The sequence below is a fragment of the Brevibacterium sanguinis genome, from assembly GCF_003315415.1.
In the GTDB taxonomy this organism is placed as follows: domain Bacteria; phylum Actinomycetota; class Actinomycetes; order Actinomycetales; family Brevibacteriaceae; genus Brevibacterium; species Brevibacterium celere_A.
The window spans coordinates 234,192-250,799 of sequence record NZ_QNSB01000004.1 but is presented as its reverse complement, the minus strand read 5'-3'; the positions used below and the strand labels follow the sequence as shown (position 1 = coordinate 250,799).

13 protein-coding genes and 1 pseudogene are annotated in these 16,608 nt (G+C 68.0%); 8 read left to right on the top strand and 6 right to left on the bottom strand.

Annotation, left to right across the window (positions count from 1 at the left end; all coding sequences use genetic code 11):
* The first annotated feature begins 170 nt into the window (after positions 1 to 170).
* From DFO65_RS07550 to DFO65_RS07540, 3 genes are all read left to right on the top strand, one after another.
* Positions 171 to 1,199, top strand: a complete 1,029-nt coding sequence (locus tag DFO65_RS07550) for a dipeptidase (RefSeq protein WP_113903804.1) — start codon at positions 171 to 173, stop codon at positions 1,197 to 1,199.
* 125 nt (positions 1,200 to 1,324) lie between these two features.
* Positions 1,325 to 2,755: an APC family permease gene (locus tag DFO65_RS07545; RefSeq protein WP_245940532.1), complete on the top strand. Its 1,431-nt coding sequence runs from the start codon at positions 1,325 to 1,327 to the stop codon at positions 2,753 to 2,755.
* Between the two features lie 72 nt (positions 2,756 to 2,827).
* A complete protein-coding gene (locus DFO65_RS07540) occupies positions 2,828 to 3,235 on the top strand; it encodes a universal stress protein (protein ID WP_113903803.1) in 408 nt (135 codons plus the stop codon).
* 10 nt (positions 3,236 to 3,245) lie between these two features.
* Here the strand turns inward: DFO65_RS07540 and DFO65_RS07535 are convergent, their stop codons facing one another.
* Positions 3,246 to 4,166: a LysR family transcriptional regulator gene (locus tag DFO65_RS07535; RefSeq protein WP_113903802.1), complete on the bottom strand. Its 921-nt coding sequence runs from the start codon at positions 4,164 to 4,166 to the stop codon at positions 3,246 to 3,248.
* A 119-nt stretch (positions 4,167 to 4,285) separates the two neighbouring features.
* Between DFO65_RS07535 and DFO65_RS07530 the strand changes: the two genes are divergently transcribed.
* The 3 genes and pseudogenes from DFO65_RS07530 to DFO65_RS17450 form a co-directional block, all read left to right on the top strand.
* Positions 4,286 to 6,355, top strand: a complete 2,070-nt coding sequence (locus DFO65_RS07530; protein WP_113903801.1) for a solute carrier family 23 protein — start codon at positions 4,286 to 4,288, stop codon at positions 6,353 to 6,355.
* A gap of 944 nt (positions 6,356 to 7,299) precedes the next feature.
* Entirely contained in the window at positions 7,300 to 8,979 is a 1,680-nt protein-coding gene (locus DFO65_RS17170) for an HNH endonuclease signature motif containing protein (protein ID WP_220151251.1), read from the top strand.
* Between the two features lie 17 nt (positions 8,980 to 8,996).
* Positions 8,997 to 9,335: pseudogene (locus DFO65_RS17450) on the top strand (cytidine/deoxycytidylate deaminase family protein); the annotation flags it as partial.
* Between the two features lie 278 nt (positions 9,336 to 9,613).
* On the opposite strand, the gene DFO65_RS07515 reads toward DFO65_RS17450, so the two are convergent.
* On the bottom strand, positions 9,614 to 10,483 hold the full coding sequence (locus DFO65_RS07515; RefSeq protein WP_181778662.1) for an IclR family transcriptional regulator: 870 nt from the start codon (positions 10,481 to 10,483) through the stop codon (positions 9,614 to 9,616).
* A gap of 96 nt (positions 10,484 to 10,579) precedes the next feature.
* Here DFO65_RS07515 and DFO65_RS07510 point away from each other — a divergent pair, with 96 nt between their 5' ends.
* Both DFO65_RS07510 and DFO65_RS07505 read left to right on the top strand, forming a co-directional pair.
* Complete coding sequence (locus tag DFO65_RS07510; protein WP_113903800.1) at positions 10,580 to 11,548, top strand: PDR/VanB family oxidoreductase; 969 nt, start codon at positions 10,580 to 10,582, stop codon at positions 11,546 to 11,548.
* Positions 11,549 to 11,566: 18 nt separating this feature from the next.
* Positions 11,567 to 12,799 carry a cytochrome P450 gene (locus DFO65_RS07505; RefSeq protein ID WP_113903799.1) on the top strand — a complete coding sequence of 411 codons (1,233 nt, stop codon included), beginning with the start codon at positions 11,567 to 11,569 and terminating at the stop codon, positions 12,797 to 12,799.
* 92 nt (positions 12,800 to 12,891) lie between these two features.
* Here the strand turns inward: DFO65_RS07505 and DFO65_RS07500 are convergent, their stop codons facing one another.
* The 4 genes from DFO65_RS07500 to DFO65_RS07485 are packed head-to-tail and all read right to left on the bottom strand — an operon-like array spanning position 12,892 to position 16,532.
* Positions 12,892 to 13,842: a VOC family protein gene (locus tag DFO65_RS07500; RefSeq protein ID WP_113903798.1), complete on the bottom strand. Its 951-nt coding sequence runs from the start codon at positions 13,840 to 13,842 to the stop codon at positions 12,892 to 12,894.
* A gap of 40 nt (positions 13,843 to 13,882) precedes the next feature.
* On the bottom strand, positions 13,883 to 14,965 hold the full coding sequence (locus tag DFO65_RS07495) for a 4-oxalomesaconate tautomerase (RefSeq protein WP_113903797.1): 1,083 nt from the start codon (positions 14,963 to 14,965) through the stop codon (positions 13,883 to 13,885).
* Positions 14,962 to 15,780 carry a 4-carboxy-4-hydroxy-2-oxoadipate aldolase/oxaloacetate decarboxylase gene (locus tag DFO65_RS07490; RefSeq protein ID WP_113903796.1) on the bottom strand — a complete coding sequence of 273 codons (819 nt, stop codon included), beginning with the start codon at positions 15,778 to 15,780 and terminating at the stop codon, positions 14,962 to 14,964. The genes DFO65_RS07495 and DFO65_RS07490 overlap by 4 nt, the downstream gene beginning before the upstream one ends.
* A complete protein-coding gene (locus DFO65_RS07485) occupies positions 15,777 to 16,532 on the bottom strand; it encodes a PIG-L deacetylase family protein (RefSeq protein WP_113903795.1) in 756 nt (251 codons plus the stop codon). The genes DFO65_RS07490 and DFO65_RS07485 overlap by 4 nt, the downstream gene beginning before the upstream one ends.
* Positions 16,533 to 16,608 lie beyond the last annotated feature (76 nt).

The following is a 16,608-nucleotide window of genomic DNA, read 5'->3' as shown; positions in this document are numbered from 1 at the left end:
GAAGTGAAACGCGGCTTGGGCCGCGCCGTGTTCCACCGCCGGCTCCTGCCGGACCGTGTTCCGCTGAAGTCTCTTGCCGCGCCGCGCCCACACGGCCTCCGCCGCGGCGTGTCCACACGGCCTCCGCCGCGGCGTGTCCCACGGGCGAGCGACTCCGGTAGCCTGCACTCATGGCTTTCGACGTCTTCGACGGGCACAACGACCTCGCCTGGTGGCTGCGTGAGGAGCGCGACTCCAGCGTGGTCGGGCTGGGCGACCCGACCGTCTCCCCGTTCACCACCATGGACCAGCTCAGGCGGGGCCGCGTGGCCGCGCAGTACTGGTCCGTCTACGTCCACTCCGACATCACCGGGGCCGAGGCGATCAGGGCGACGTGGGAGCAGATCGACACGGTCAACCGCTTCATCGCCGCGTATCCCGACACCCTGCGGTTCGCCCGCACTGCCGCCGAGGTGGTCGCCGTGCGCGATTCCGGCAAGGTCGCCTCCCTCATGGGAGTCGAAGGCGGACAGCAGATCGACGACTCGCTCGCCGTCCTGCGCTCCTATGCCCGCGCCGGAGCGCGCTACATGACCCTGACCTGGTCGACGACCCACTCGTGGGCGGACTCCGCGACCGACGAGCCGCGGCACGGTGGGCTCAGCGGGTTCGGCCGCGATGTCGTGGCGGAGATGAATCGGATCGGGATGATCGTCGACCTCTCCCATGTCGCCTCCAGCGTCATGCACCAGGCTCTTGACCTCACCAGCCTGCCGGTGATCTTCAGCCACTCCTGCGCCCATGGCCTCAATCCCCACCCGCGCAACATCCCCGACGACGCACTCGACCGGCTGCCCGACAACGGGGGCGTGGCGATGATGACCTTCGTGCCCGCGTTCGTCTCCCGGGAGCGCTGGGACTGGGAGCAGGTGGGCGGGTCGGGCAACGCCCCCGAGGTGACCGTGGCCGATGTCGCCGACCACTGCGATTACGTGCGGGAGAGGATCGGCATCGACCACGTCGGCCTCGGCGGGGACATCTGCGGGATCGACGAGCTGCCGGTCGGCCTCGGCGATGCGGGTCAGTACCCGGTCCTGTTCGACGAACTGGCGGGGCGGGGTTGGTCGGACGAGGATCTGCACAAGCTCGGATTCGACAACGCGATGCGCGTGCTCGAGGCGCACGAGGATTCCTATTCGGCGTTCCTCGGCCAGATCTGACCCTCAAGAAGTCCTGCCGAGATGTCTTCCATATCCCGTGAACTGAGATTGAATGGAGAGATGCAGTCCATCCGTGGCGGTCGAGAGACAGCGGTCGCCGTGCCGACAGTGAAGTTGGAGGAATCGTGAGTCACAACGACAGTTCCACCGCCGCGCAGCCCGCCGCAGAGAGACAGCCCGAGACCCTGAAGAGGGTGATGGGGCCCAAGCTGCTCCTGCTCTTCATCGTCGGCGACATCCTGGGCACAGGCGTCTACGCCCTGACGGGAAAGGTGGCCGGTCAGGTCGGCGGTGCCGGCTGGCTGCCGGTCATCCTCGCCTTCACCGTCGCTCTCATCACGGCCTTCTCGTACATGGAGCTGGTGACGAAGTACCCGCACGCCGCGGGTGCCGCGCTCTACACGCACAAGGCCTTCGGCATCCACTTCATCACCTTCCTCGTCGCGTTCGCCGTGCTCAGCTCCGGCATCACCTCGGCGTCGACGGCATCGACGGTCTTCGCGGCGAACATGGTCGAAGGATTCGGCTGGGAGCTCTCCGCGACGGGGACGATGTGGATCGCGGTGGGATTCCTCGCCATCGTCGCCGCGATCAATCTCCGCGGAGTCAGCGAGAGCGTGTGGTTCAACGTCGTCCTCACGACGATCGAACTCACCGGTCTGCTGCTGGTCATCCTCGTCGGATTCTTCGCCCTCGGCTCGGGCAGCGCCGACTTCTCCCGGGTGATGATCTTCGAGACCGCGGATGACAAGAGCATCTTCCTCGCGGTCACCGCGGCGACGTCGCTGGCGTTCTTCTCGATGGTCGGTTTCGAGGACTCGGTGAATATGGTCGAGGAGACCAAGGAGCCCCGGGTGTTCCCGAGGATCATGCTCACCGGCCTGTCGATCACCGGCGTCATCTACGTGCTGGTGTCGATCGTGGCCGTCGCCGCGGTGCCCATCGGGCAGCTCACGGCCAGTGAGACCCCGCTCCTCGACGTCGTCAGGGCAGGGGCGCCGAATCTGCCCATCGACGAGATCTTCCCCTTCATGACGATGTTCGCGGTCGCGAACTCGGCGCTCATCAACATGCTCATGGCCAGCCGCCTGCTCTACGGCATGGCACGGCAGAACGTGCTCCCACCGGTGTTCGCCAAGGTCCTCGATCAGCGGCGCTCGCCATGGGTGTCGATCATCTTCACCACGCTCATCGCCTTTGCGCTCATCATCGCCGTGTCCACCGGCCTGCCGGAGACGGTCGTCGCGTCTCTGGGCGGCACCACGTCGCTCCTGCTGCTGGCGGTCTTCGCCACCGTCAACCTCGCCGTGCTGGTTCTGCGGAGGAAGCCGGTCGACCACGACCATTTCCGCGCGCCAACCTATCTGCCGTGGCTCGGCGTCGTCACGTGCGTCTTCCTCGTCGGTCCGTGGGCCAGGCTCGACGACCTCATCCAGTACCAGATCGCGGCGGCGCTCATCGGCATCGGAGTGATCCTGTGGGCGATCACCTGGATGTGGAACCGCTCGGTGCGCGGAGCGAGCACCAGATTCCGCAATCCCGAAGAGCTCAGCTGAGCACGGGGAGGGCCGGGTGACATCCGCGCGGATCCGACCACAGCACATGCACGACCGAGAAGAGGATGAACAATGACCATCGTCGTGGGTTACACGAACTCTCCCGAGGGCCACGCCGCACTGGACTCGGGGATCACGCTCGCCGTCAAGGACGGCGCGGATCTGCTCGTCGTCAACGCCTCGCGCGACTCCGAACGCAGCGATCCGCGCCGCCTCGGCGAGGCCGAGGTCGCCTCGGTGCGCACGCACCTGTCCGAGGCCGGGGTCACGGGGCGGGTGCTGCTGTCCCAGAACGAATCCGACCCTGCGGAGCAGATCCTCGATGCCGCCGCCGAGGTGGGGGCCGAGCTCATCGTGCTCGGTACCCGGAGGCGGACGCCGGTGGGGAAGTTCCTCCTCGGCTCGACGGTGCAGAGGGTCGTCCTCGATGCCGACTGCCCCGTGCTCTGCGTCAAGGCCGGGCATGCCGTGACCGGCTGAGCCGGCGCACTCACGAGAGCCGTGTCGTGTCCTGACCGTCACGGCCGACTTCATGAACGCGGTGCCCGCGCAGCCGCTCGAGCAGCCATTGCTCGACACGACCGAGGCGCCGTCCGCGTCGCCAGATGAGGTCGACCGAGACGAGCCAGTCGGTGAACGGGTACGCATCGAGCTGCAGCTCGACGAGCTCGCCGGATTCGATCTCCGGCAGGACGAGCTGCCTGGGCAGGGTCGCCCACCCGAGGCCGGAGCGAGCCAGCCAGGTGAGGGCCTCGTAGGAGTCGGTGTGCCAGGTCTGCGTCGACTGCAGGTATTCGCTGGTCGGCAACGAGCTCGAATGGGTGATGTAGGCGAGGTGCCGATGTCCGCGCAGTTCGTCGAAGCCCGGTCGTTCCATCGTCGCGAGGGGGTGATCCCTGTGCGCGACATGGGTCATGAGCAGCTTGCCCATCTGGTGGAAGCCGAGCTCGTCGGGGTACTCGGGGAGGAGGAACGCGATCCCGAGCTCCGCCTCGTCGGCGAGCACCAGTCCGCTCGCATCTCCGCGGTCGGGGTTCCTGATGATGAGATCGGTGTGGGGGAAGGTCTCGGAGAAGTCCTCGAGGACGGGCATGATCTGATGCGGCGGGATGCCGATCGCCAGAGTCACGCTCGGTGAGTCGCTGTCGGCCAGAGCATCGCCGTGCCGTTCGAAGGTGACGGCGCGGTCGTGGAGCGCGCGGGCCTCGGGCAGCAGGGCCTGGCCCGCCTCGGTGAGAGTCGGCAGACGTGAGCTGCGGTCGAAGAGCTCGACCCCGAGGGCGATCTCCAAGTAGGCGATGGCGGAGCTGATCGTCGACTGGGTTCGGCCCAGGGCTCGAGCCGCGGACGAGAACGAACCATGCTTGGCGGTGAGGACGAAGGCCTCGACCTGTTCGAGACTGAGACGCATGCGTTCAACCTATCGAATGGATCGATGGTAAGTCATTTCATCCATCGAAGAACTCCGCATAGTGTCGCTGCTGTCGCCACAGGCGCACGCTCCCAACTGACGAATGGAAAGGTGGAGACATGGAAGTCGCGGTCGAAGAAGCTCGCGTCCGGACGGTCGAACCCGTCGATGAGATCCTCCCCGCACGGTCGATGCTCACCCTGGGCCTCCAGCACGTGCTCGTGATCTACGCAGGAGTGGTCGCCGTTCCGCTCATCCTCGGTGGTGCACTCGGCCTCGAGCAGTCGCAGATCGTCGTCCTCATCAACTGCAACCTCATCATCGGCGGTCTGGCGACTCTGCTGCAGACGCTCGGAATCTGGCGTTTCGGTGCCAGGCTTCCGCTGATCCAGGGAGCCTCCTTCATCGCCCTGGCGCCGATGATGCAGATCGGTGAGCAGTACGGGCTCACCCATGTGTTCGGCTCGGTCATGGTGGCCGGTGCTCTGGCGATCGGATTGGCTCCGCTGTTCTCCCGACTCCTGCGGTTCTTTCCACGCGTGGTCATCGGCTGCCTCATCACGACTGTCGGAATCTCCCTGATGCCCGCCGCGGCAGGCTGGTTGGGCGGGGGAGTGGGCAGCGAGTCGTTCGGCGCTCCCGAGCACCTGCTGGTCGGGCTGCTCACCGTCGTGGTCACCGTCGTCGTCTACGTCGGGTTCAGGGGTCTGATGAGCAGCCTCTCAGTGCTCGTCGGGATGGCGGTCGGCACCGTCGTGGCGATGCTCATCGGACTCAGCGACTTCAGCGGTCTGGCGGACGCGGCATGGATCGGCATCGCGGCGCCCCTGACATTCGGCCCTCCGCAGTTCTCGCTGGTGCCGATCCTCATCATGACTCTGGCGATGATCGTCATCATGGCGGAGACCACGGGCAATACGCTCGCGATCGGGCGCATGGTGGAGACCCCGATCTCGCCGCGGAGGCTCGGCAATGCCTTCCGCGGGGAGGGACTCGCGACCATGCTCAGTGCGCTCTTCAACGGCTTCCCGCTCAACGCCTTCAGTCAGAACACCGGGCTGATCGCCATGACGCGAGTGCGCAGCCGGTACGTCGTCGCTGCGGCAGGCGTGATCATGATCCTCATGGGGCTCGTTCCCAAGGTAGGGGCGATCGTCGCCGCGATCCCGCCGTCGGTGCTCGGCGGTGGCGCGATCGTCATGTTCGGCATGACGACGGCGGCCGGGATCCAGGAGCTCGCGCGGGTGAAGTACGAGGGCACGCACAATGCGCTCATCGTCGCCATCTCCCTCAGCGTCGGTGTCCTCCCGATGGCGATGCCGGAGCTGCTCGAGGAGATCTCCGGACCGCTGGCTCTCATCCTCGAGAGCGGCATCTTCCTCTGCGCGATCGTCGCCGTCGTGCTCAATGCCGCGATCAACAGGTCCGTGGACCGAGATGAGGACTCTGCCGATGCGGCGGACATGTCATCCGATCCACCAGCCACGTCTTCCCAGCCATCAGCCACGTCTTCGCATCCATCTGCCACGTCGAGTGGCGTCACAACCGACAGAGAGAAGCTCATGAAGGACCACCAGAACTCAGCAATGCCGATCGACGGAACGAACGGAGCCGCCGAGGCGATCGGCCTCGCCGAGGTGACCGACTCCGAGTGCGTGCCTGAATCCGAGCGGACGGGCGACGCTGTGCTCGACCGCGGGGTGTCCGCAGACGACCTTGCCCGTCTCCGCGAGACGATCGCTCTCGCGGACGACGCGAAGAACCGCGGTCGGCATCCCTTCGCCTCGATCGTCGTCTCCGCCGATGGGAGGGTGCTCGCCTCGAAGGGCAACAACTCGATGCCTCCCGAGGGAGACCCGACTCAGCATGCCGAACTCAGCGCGGCAGCCGAGGCGGCGCGGACGCAATCGGTGGAGGAGCTCGCCTCGGCGACCCTCTACACCAGCGCGGAGCCGTGCGTCATGTGCACGGGGGCGGTGTACTGGACCGGGATCGGCCGTATCGTCTACGCACTCTCGGAATCCCGACTGCTGGCGCTGACCGGCGACGATCCCGAGAACCCGACCTTCGACCTGCCCTGCCGCGAGGTCATCACCCGCGGACAGCGGGAGATCGAGGTCGTCGGGCCGTTGCTCGAGGACGAGGCCGCCGAGGCGCATCACGGCTTCTGGACGCGCCAGTCCAGCTGAGCGGCGATCGGCCCGGCTGGATAGGAGTCCGGCTGAGCGGCGTTCTCCACCATCGTCGGAACTCAATGAACTCTGCCGCCGGAAATCGGGGACCTCTGTCGCCGAGGTGGTGCTCGACCCACGTGTGAACCCGGGTTTCGCGAGGGCAGCACCACCTCGGCGGTGTGCGGGGTCGTGTCGCGCCTCCGTCTTCGGGTTCGCACTCCCATTCGTTCGCTTCCAGAGGTTCTGTGTCAGTGGCGAACGATAGCCTGAGAGCACGAAGCAACTTCGATGAGAACAGTATGGCGATGCCGAGTGGATCAGAATGATCAGTCCTAAAACGAACCGAAGAAAGCAGAAGAAAAACGTAGACAGATTCGATTAATCCCACTAGACTGAGCTCAAGCGGGCACCACGGATTCTTGACCGACAACGCGGACGTTGACGAACGGAACGAGAAGATGACTCTCACCCCCGACCGGAAGCACTCGAGGCGGAGCAGGCGCGCCACCTCGTGCTCCGCCGCCGAGACGGTCGGGGTCGGTCCTGTCGGGGCCCGACCGGCACCGAGTGGACCTGTGAGCCCGCGGAGGCAGGACAACGGAGAAGCGGACACCACGGACAAGCGGTGGGGTGGCCGGACACTGTGGGAGGCCGTCGCTGATGATCCGGCCGCGCAGGCGGAGGCTCGTCGGATCAGTGCCGAACGCGATGCCGAGATCCGAGCCCGGCAGCAGGTGAGCGACCGCGCGCGGGCGGAGGCAGCGGCTCAGGCCTCGGCCGATTTCTCACCGTGGAGCACTCGCGACGCGTCGAGTCGGGTGACGAGTGAGACCGAAGCGCAGAAGCCGCGAGACACGGCAGCCGCCCGGGTGGCGCGCGAGACGACCCCTGCGGCGGCGGACGAAACGACAGCTTCGGTGGCTGGCGCAACGACAGCTACCGGCGAAACGACAGCTTCGGTGGCTGGCAGAACGACAGCTGCGGGCGAAACGACGGCTCCGGATGGAGATGCCGAAGCAAGCTCCCGTCCGCTCCTGTCCGACGAGGCATGGAACGACCTGTCACGGAGTGCTCCGGAGATCACCGATTCCATCGCCGCTCTGCAGAAGCTGGCCGGTGCCCTCTACTCGTTCGACCGTCCGCTGGGACCCGACGAGGCTGTCACCATGCTCGATGGCATCGAAACCATCGACCGTCTCGTCGAGTCGCTGTCCGTCATCGTCCTCTCGGTTCTCGAACGGAGCGGTACACCGAGGGACTACGGCGCCAAGAGCACCCAGGCTCTCGTCGCCGACCGGCTGCAGGTGAGCGGACGCGAGGCGTCCCGACGTGTGAAACTGGCGGAGTCTCTCGGGAAGAGGGTCGATATCAGCGGCCAGTCGCGTGAACCGATGTTCCCCGTCGTGTCCGAGGCGCTCCTCGGAGGCCAGCTGTCGGCGATTCAGGCGGGAGTGATCGCGCAGTGCCTGCGGAAGCTGCCGCGGTGGGCCACCGACGAGCAGCGCGCCGAGGCGGAGCGGCTGCTCGTCGCCCACGCCCCGACCGTGCGAGTGCAGGACATCCGCGTCCTCTTCGACGAGATCCTGGCCTGGATCGACCCCGACGGCCAAGTGCCCGACGACACCCCGAATCCGGACGAGTACTTCGTCAACCTGCGGGCTCGCGAGGACGGATCGTGGATGCTCAAGGGGCACATCGACCCCGTCACCGGCGGCATCATGCACGGTCTGCTCACTTCTCGCATCACCAGCGATCCCGCGGAGGGGACGAACGGCGGCGAGACCGAGGACACCAAGCCGGCCGGCGGCACCTCACCTGCCGGCGACTCCTCACCTGCCGGCGGAACTGCACCCTCCGAAGGCCCGGCTGCCGCTGGCGAGACGAGCAGCCGGGAGCGCACTGACGCTCGCGACGAGGTCGTCGCAGCATTCGATTCGGTCCTCTCCGGTGATCGCCACGATGCGCTGGACCCGACGATCGGGGACGAAGCCGAGCGCGGAGTTCCCGGTTACGGGGTGCGCGAGGATGGCACGCGCATCGGCATGACGCTGCAGCAGCCGAGCATCCGGACTCGCATCTACTCCCGATTCGCCACGCTCGTGTCGCGGATCGAGATGAACCGCATCGGCACCGGCGCTCCATATGCGCTGGTCGTCACCGCGAAGGCCAGTGATCTCGCCAGTGGTTCCGGGCAGGCCGTGACGGGTGCTGACACTCGATTCCCCATCACCACAGCCGCCCGAGAGGGACTCAATGGCACCGTGTTCTTCCATCTCATGAGCGAGAAGGCACGAACGGTCGAAGTGTGCACGGAGAAGCGATTCGCGAATGCGAAACAGCTGGCGATCCTCGCCGCTCGTGATCAGGGGTGTACGTTCCCGGGGTGCGACACACCGCCGGGTTGGTGCGTTGCCCACCACGTGGTGGAGTGGGCGCAGGGAGGGAATACCGACATCAACAACCTGACGCTCGCCTGCGGTGCGCATCATCGTCTTCTCGACAAATCGGATTGGGAGACAGTGATGCTCAGGGACGGTCGCCCGGCGTGGAGGCCTCCCGCCTCGATCGACCCGGCCAGAAAGCCGATCCTGCATGCGAGGTTCGTCGCTCGCGGCATCGCCGACACCCTCTTCGATTAGCTGCCGGGCAGGATGTAATGGGAGAAGTGCGTCCGGGCCGGCTCTGGAATATTCCTAGCTCCGCCCCGCAATCTGGAGGTTCCGCGGCCTGGCAATGTAGTCGACAACGTCTCCTCAAATCACGCGGAACGTGTCGTCACCGTCCCTGCCGATCTCGTGCACACGAAGGTGCCGCAGACGGAGAAGACAACAACTCGATGCCGCCCGAGGGCGACTCGACCCAGCACGCCGAATTGGGCGTCGCAGCGGAGACCGCCCGCATGCTCAGTGCGGAGGTGCTTGCCTCGGCGACCCTCTGCACCAGCGCGGAGCCGTGCGTCGTGTGCACGGCGGCGGTGTACTGGAGCGGGATCGGTCGGATCGTCTCCGCGCTGTCGGAAGCTCGCCTGCTGGCCCTGAATGGTGACGACCCGGAGAACCCGACCTTCGACCTGCCCTGCTGTGAGGTCATCGCCGCGGACAGCGGGAGATCGAGGTGGTCGGCCCGTTGCTCGAGGACAAGGCGGCCGCAGGGCACCACGGCTTCTGGACGCGCCGGTCCAGCTGAGCAGCGACCTCGCCGGGGTCCGGATTCGTCACACTCAGCTCGGGAACCCCGCGGTCAGCATGCCGGCGTCGATCGGGAACCCCGCGGTCAGCGCATGCTCGCATCGATCCGGCGCTCGCGGTGCAGGCTCTGGTGCTCGTCGTCGAGTTGCGCGAAGTACTCGAGCGAGGCACGGGAGGTGGTCAGCAGCGACTGGATTCCGGTCTCGGTCGAGACCAACGCCTGCGAGATGCCGCGGGCGGCGCCCTTGAGCAGCTCGACGATGCCGAGGGGAGAGCCATCGTCGCGGGCGACGACCACACCGAGTGCGGCGACCGGTTCCCTGGTGGGACCGAACACAGGAACAGCGATGCCGCGGGACTCCTCATGGATGAAACCGTCGCACACGGCGTAGCCTCGCGCGTGTGCGTGGCTGAGAAGCTTGCGAAGCTCCGCGCCGTCGGAGGGCGAATCGGGTGTCATGCGCGGCCAGCCCGCTGCGATGACGCGTTCGATGAGCTCTGCTTCGGCGTGGGCGAGAAGCACGATTCCGCTGGAGCTCAGCGGAAGCGGAATCCTGCCGCCGATCAGCGTCGCGTTGATGACCGCATCACGTGTGGACTGACGGTCGATGAAGAGAACCTCGTGCCCGCGCAGCACCGCGAGCTGCGTGTGCTGCCGGACCCGGACATGCACCGCGTCAAGCCAGGGCCGCGCGAGCTCCCGCAGGCCGATCGCCCCTGGCGTGCGCGAGGCGTATTCCCACAGCCGAATCCCGAGTCGGTAGCGTCGATCGGGGCCGCGTTCCAGCAGCCCCTCGTGTTCGAGCTCACCCACCAGGCGATGCGCCGACGACGCCGCGAGCCCGGTGGTCGCGATGATCTCCGACAGCGTCAGCTCCGGTCGCTGCGACTCGAAGGCGTCGAGCACGCGCAGGTGTTTGTGCAGCACGGACTCGCCGTCAGAACCTCTGGCCATCATCGCCCTCCCGAAGTGAGCGGCTCGCCATCGAGCCGATTCCGTTGAACGGAATTCTATCTGTGGGCGGAAACCGGCGTCACTAGGCTCCAGACTATGACCCATCGCACATCTGCAGCTCTCCGCCTGGCGCGCAGACGCACGGTCGCCGACGACGTCGTCGCGCTGACGCTCGAAGCCGCCGACGGCGGTCGCCTGCCCGACTGGGAGCCGGGGGCCCATATCGACCTGATCCTCCCCGCCGATGGGGCGGGCGCCGGCATGGTCCGCCAGTACTCACTGTGCGGCGACCGCTGGAAACCCTGCGAGTACACGATCATGGTCCAGCGCGAACCGGACGGCCGGGGAGGCTCAGCCGCGCTGCACGATGAGGTGTCGGAGGGAGACCTGCTCGGCTTCGGCGGCCCCCGCAACAACTTCCGCCTCGCCCCCGCCGAGGAGTACCTCTTCATCGCGGGTGGCATCGGAATCACGCCGCTGCTGCCGATGATCGAGCAGGCGAACCGCCTGGACGTGGCCTGGCGACTGCTCTACCTCGGCCGCAGCGCGAGCCGCCTCGCGGCCCTCGACCGCCTTGCCGTGCTCGCGGGAGACGAGGATCGCGTCACCATTCACGACGCGGACCGGCTCGGCCGCGCCGACCTCGAGTCCTGGCGACCGACGGACCCTGCCGTACGCGTGTTCGCCTGCGGTCCCGTCCCCCTGCTCGACGCGATCGCGGCGTGGGGGGCCGTGCCGGGCGGTCTGCCGCCCCGCGTCGAGCGGTTCACCGCCCAGGACGGCGACGGTCCGACACCGGCCGCGTTCGAGGTGATCGCCTCGCGCAGCGGAGTGTCGGCGCAGGTCGGCGAGTCCGAGAGCGTCGTCGACGCATTGCGCAGAGCCGGCGTCGACATCATCACCTCTTGCGCCAAGGGGGTGTGCGGAACCTGCGAGACCGACGTGCTCGAGGGCAACCCCGACCACCGGGACTCCCTGCTCGACGACCATGAGCGGGCGCTCGGGGACTGCATGTTCCCGTGCGTCTCGCGCAGCCGCGACCCGCGCCTCGTGCTCGGCATCTGAGAACCCACGGAGACCACCATGACCACCACCCCGTCACCCGCCGCGACGTCGGCGGCACCGTCGGCCACCGTGCCGCATCTCGACATCGACCCCTTCAGCGAGGAGTTCCTCACCGACCCGCTGCCGTTCCACGAGCGCCTGCGCGAGACCGCGCCCGTGACCTACCTCGACAGCCACCGCGTGTACGCCGTCGCGCGCTACGACGACGTGCACCGCGCGCTCATCGACTGGCAGGGACTCCAGTCGGCCGCGGGGGTGGGACTGGCCAACTTCAGGAGGGAGAAGCCCTGGCGTCCGCCGAGCGTCCTTCTCGAAGCGGATCCGCCGCGCCACGATGCCCCTCGCTCTGTGCTCGCGAAGCTCCTGTCACCGCGCCGGCTGCGGGCGCTCGAGGCGCAGTGGCGGTCCGATGCGCGTGACGTCGTCGACGAGCTGCTCTCACGCGGACGCGAGTTCGACGCCGTGACCGACCTCGCCGAGGTGTTCCCGCTGCGCGTCTTCCCCGATGCGATCGGCATCGGTCAGGAGGGGCGCGAGCACCTGCTGCCCTACGGTGATTTCGCGTTCAATGCGTTCGGCCCGCAGAACCGCCTCGTCACCCAGGCTCAGGAGACGATCGGCCCCACCATGGCATGGATCGGCGAGCAGTGCAGACGCGAGAGCCTGTCCTCCCACGGCATCGGCGCGCAGATCTGGGCCGCCGCGGATCGGGGCGACATCACCACGGAGCAGGCCCCGCTCGTCGTCCGCTCCCTGCTCACGGCCGGCGTCGACACGACGGTGACGGGCATCGCCTCGGTGCTGCACATGATGGCCGACCGTCCTGAGGACTGGCGGCGTGTGCGCGAGGACCGCTCGCTGCTGCCGCGTGTCTTCGAGGAGGCGGTGCGCCTCGAGTCGCCCGTGCAGACCTTCTTCCGCACGACCACGCAGACCGTCGAGATCGCGGGGGTGAGGATTCCCGCCGATGAGAAGGTGCTGATGTTCCTGGGCGCGGCGAACCGTGACCGGCGGCGCTGGCAGGATCCGCACGCCTTCGACCTCGATCGCGATCCCTCGGGGCACGTCGGATTCGGCATGGGGATCCACCAGTGCGTCGGCCAGCACATCGCGCGGCTCGAGGCGGTCTCGGTGCTCGACGCGCTCCTCGATCGGGTCACGGCGCTCGAATCCGCGGGTCCCGTGCGCAGGCACCTGAACAACACCCTGCGCGGCTTCGAGTCGCTGCCCATGCGCCTGACCGCCGCGTAGGGAAGCGCCCACCGGCGGTCGCGCGCCCGAGCGCCCACCGGCGACCTCGCCCACGAGCGCGCACCCCCGGTCCCGCCGCTGCGGGACCGCGCCTACACCACCGGGGTGCCGTGGGTGTGGAAGCTCTCGATGGTCTTCATTCCCCAGGCCTGGCCCTTCTTGCGTTCCTCCTCGCTCCACTCGACGACCGGCTGGTCGGGGTCGAGGAGGAGGCGGGCGCCGGCGTTCGCGAACTCGATGCGGTTGCCCCCTGGCTCCCAGACATAGAGGAAGAACGTCTGGTTGATCGCGTGCTTGTGCGGGCCCGACTCGATGTAGATCCCGTTCTCCAGGAAGATGTCGGCGGCCTTGAGGATGTCCTCGCGGGTGTCGGGCGCGAACGCGATGTGGTGGAGGCGGTTGCCGTGCTTCTTCCAGTCGTCGCTGTAGACGACGTCGTAGGACTTGAGGCCGAAGTGGAACCACCACGCTGCGAACCTGCCGGAGTCGAGCCGGATCCGCTCGCTCTCGCGCATTCCGAGGGCAGCGATGAGGAATTCACCGTTGGCCTCGACGTCCTTGCCGAGATAGTTGATGTGGTCGAGCCTGCGGGCATTGACGCCGCGACCGGGGAAGGCCGAGGCCTGGTTCTTCAGCGCGGGCCGATCCTCGTCACCGGCGACGTAGCGCTCGGTCTCGTAGTAGATCCCCATCGAGTGCCCGTCGGGGTCGCGGAACATGAAGGTCGGACCGGTGCCGACCTCGCCGTCGACCCAGCCCTCGCCGAGGCCGAGAGACTCGATCGCGGCGACGCGGCGCTCCAGCGCCTCCTGGCTGGCCGCTCGGAAGGAGGTGCGACCCACCCCTGCGGCAGCGGAGGCGGTGAGCTTGATCGTGTACAGCTCGTAGTCGTCCCAGGTGCGCAGGTAGGCGACACCGTCGGACTGTTCGACGACCCGCATGGCGAGCAGGTCGCGGAAGAACCAGAGGCTCTCCTCGAACTTCGGGGTGAGCAGCTCGACGTTGGCGAGGTGGGCGACGTCGAACGAGGTGTGGTCGGTCATGGTGCGGTCCTCTCTGACAGCGGATGGAGGTGGCTGGGGATCATCGGCGCGGCCTCGGGAACACGAGACCGTCGAAGATCTTGCGCGCGGTGCGCAGATTGGCGGAGTACGAGGCGACGAAGCCGACACCGGGACGCTCCTCGACCTCGACGAGGGCCTCGAAGACGCCGCTCGGATGCTCGAGCGGCACCCGACGGTCCGCGGAGACCTCGGCGAAGGAGCTGCCGACGGCGGAGGGGATGCGCACCCCGGCGGCGACCGAGGCGGCCATCAGCACCCCGATCGAGCTGTGCACCCGGTGCGGGATGAATGCGCGAACCGCCACGGCGCCTCCATGGCGCGGCGGGGAGACGAGGATCATCTTGGGAACGGTCTCGGCCGCGACGTCCCCGAGCCCCATCAGGGGTCCGGCGTGCAGGCGGATCGCCTCGATCCGGGCGGAGAGTTCGGTGTTAGCCTCGAGCTCGGCCGGTTCCTCGTCGCCCGTGAGTCCGAACTCGGCCGCGTCGAGCATGACGACCGGCATGCCGCAGTCGACGAGAGTGGCGCGGTGGTCCTCGATGACGTCGACCGCGTGTCCGGTCGGCAGCAGGGGAGCGGGATCGCCGCCCATCTCGATCTCGACCGGGGCGGCCGTCCCGGGCACACCGTCGATCGACTGCTCGCCGTCATACACGACACGGCCGCCTCGGGTGGGAAATGTGGCGGTCGCGGTGTCGCCGGTGTTGACGAGGCGGATCACGACGGATGTCCGCTCCTCCCCGCAGTCCACGAGTCCCCGCTCGACGGCGAAGGGGCCGACCCCCGCGAGCAGGTTGCCGCAGGTCTGCGCGTCGGCGACGACGCTCGTGTCGACCCCCACCTGCAGGAAGCGGTAGTCGACGTCGACACCGGGCTCCTGGGATCGCGAGACGATCGCGACCTTGCTCGTGAGCGGATGCGCCCCGCCGAGGCCGTCGATCTGGCGGGCGTCGGGGCTGCCCATGACGCGCAGCATCAGGTCCGCGACCGATTCCCGGTCGGGCGGCAGGTCCTCCGCGAGGAAGTACGCCCCCTTCGACGTTCCGCCGCGCATGAGCATGCAGGGCAGGCCGTCGATCGCGGGGTCGGCCGGGCCGGTCATCGCCGGTCGCGTCCCTCATACTCGGCCTGCGTCATCCAGCGCACTCCGAGCTCGTCGAGCAGACCGCGCAGTCTCTTGCGGTCGAGGCTGAGCTCGCCGCCGAGGTAGGCCTCGCGGTCGGCCTTCTCCCTCGCGACGCGTCGGTCGGCCGCCGCGAGTGCTGCCGGGGCCCGTTCGCGGGGCACGCACACCACGCCGTCGTCGTCGGCGACGATCACGTCGCCCGGACTCACCAGGGCGCCGTCGACGAGGACTGGTACGTTGACCGAACCGGAGGTGGCCTTGACCGTGCCCTGCGCGTGCACGCATCCCGACCAGGCCGGGAAGCCCATCTCGCGCAGGTCCGCGGTGTCGCGCACCCCGGTGGTCGTGACCAGCCCCCGCACCCCGCGGGCCTTCAGCGCGGTCGCGAACAGGTCGCCGAAGGCGCCGTCGAACGAGGGGGAAGCCGTGGTGACGACGAGCACGTCACCCTCACGGCACTGCTCGACGGCGGCGTGGATCATCAAGTTGTCGCCGGGCCAGCACAGCACGGTGACGGCGGATCCGGCGATCCTCGCTCCCCGCTGGATCGGCGTGATCGCGCGCCCGACGAGGCCCTCGCGACCGAGCGCCTCGTGCACCGTCGCGACGCCGTGCTCGCCCAGGGCCGAGACGACTTCGGCGTCGGCGCGGGCGATGTCGGTGACGACGATGCCGGTCGGGCCCGGCCTGATCGAAGGGGCAGCCGGGCCCGCCGTTGCAGTGCGGCCCACCGCGGCATCCCGCTGGCCTGCGCGGCTCACCGGGGCATCCCGCTGTCCTGACCCGCTCATCGCAGCACCCCGGTGACCTGCGGGAAGTGGCGCATGTACGCCTCGCCCAGCGTCCGGTGGGGCAGGCCGAGGTTGGGCCCGGCATTGCGTCTGACCTGGACCCCGCGGCGGATGGCGAGCTGCGTGTAGTACTCCCACATGTGCTTCTGGGCGGGCAGGCACTCCATGGCCGCGCGTTTGCGATCGAAGGCCTCGGTGATGTCGAGCAGCACGTTCGGTTTGAAGTCGCACTGTTCGGGCTGGTGGGGTTCGAAGAAGAACACCGGCGGGGCGCCGATGATCTCGTCCTCGGCGGGGTACGTGCCGTCGGAGTTCGCGACCCCGATGGCCTGGGCGAGCACGCGGGCCTGCAGCGCCATGCGGGCCGCGGCGGGATGGTCGCCGTTGTACGGGTCGGCAAGGGGGTGGGTCAGCACCGTCGTCGGCTGGGTCCGCCGGTAGACGTCGATGAGCCGCTGCACCGCTTCCTGGCTCTCGACGAGCGGGTAGTCGCCGAGGTCGAGGAACTCGATGTCGGCGCCCAGTGCGGCCGCGGCGGCCTCGGCCTCGCCACGGCGGATCTCCTTGATCTCGTCGAGCGTTCTGCCCGCGAGCCACTGGCTGGCGGATTCGCCGCGCTCGCCGTAGGAGAGGCAGACGACGGTGGCCCGTTCGTCCCGTTGGGCGGCCGCCGCGATCGCGCCGCCGGCGCGCCAGACGAAGTCGCCGGCGTGGGCGCTGACGACAAGGAGAGACGGGGTCACAGCTGTCATGTTCGGTCCTCTCGATCATTATCAGAGAAGCACAGTCGCCACAGCCCGTCAACATTTTTGTTGACAATGTTGTCAC

Excerpts from the sequence above, each read along its gene's own strand:
- DFO65_RS07515 (WP_181778662.1), bottom strand. The coding sequence starts at position 10,483 with ATGGCCAGAGGTTCTGACGGCGAGTCCGTGCTGCACAAACACCTGCGC.
- DFO65_RS07485 (WP_113903795.1), bottom strand. The coding sequence starts at position 16,532 with ATGACAGCTGTGACCCCGTCTCTCCTTGTCGTCAGCGCCCACGCCGGC.
- DFO65_RS07500 (WP_113903798.1), bottom strand. The coding sequence starts at position 13,842 with ATGACCGACCACACCTCGTTCGACGTCGCCCACCTCGCCAACGTCGAG.
- DFO65_RS07495 (WP_113903797.1), bottom strand. The coding sequence starts at position 14,965 with ATGACCGGCCCGGCCGACCCCGCGATCGACGGCCTGCCCTGCATGCTC.
- DFO65_RS07550 (WP_113903804.1), top strand. The coding sequence starts at position 171 with ATGGCTTTCGACGTCTTCGACGGGCACAACGACCTCGCCTGGTGGCTG.
- DFO65_RS07510 (WP_113903800.1), top strand. The coding sequence starts at position 10,580 with ATGACCCATCGCACATCTGCAGCTCTCCGCCTGGCGCGCAGACGCACG.
- DFO65_RS07530 (WP_113903801.1), top strand. The coding sequence starts at position 4,286 with ATGGAAGTCGCGGTCGAAGAAGCTCGCGTCCGGACGGTCGAACCCGTC.
- DFO65_RS07505 (WP_113903799.1), top strand. The coding sequence starts at position 11,567 with ATGACCACCACCCCGTCACCCGCCGCGACGTCGGCGGCACCGTCGGCC.
- DFO65_RS07540 (WP_113903803.1), top strand. The coding sequence starts at position 2,828 with ATGACCATCGTCGTGGGTTACACGAACTCTCCCGAGGGCCACGCCGCA.
- DFO65_RS07490 (WP_113903796.1), bottom strand. The coding sequence starts at position 15,780 with ATGAGCGGGTCAGGACAGCGGGATGCCCCGGTGAGCCGCGCAGGCCAG.
- DFO65_RS07535 (WP_113903802.1), bottom strand. The coding sequence starts at position 4,166 with ATGCGTCTCAGTCTCGAACAGGTCGAGGCCTTCGTCCTCACCGCCAAG.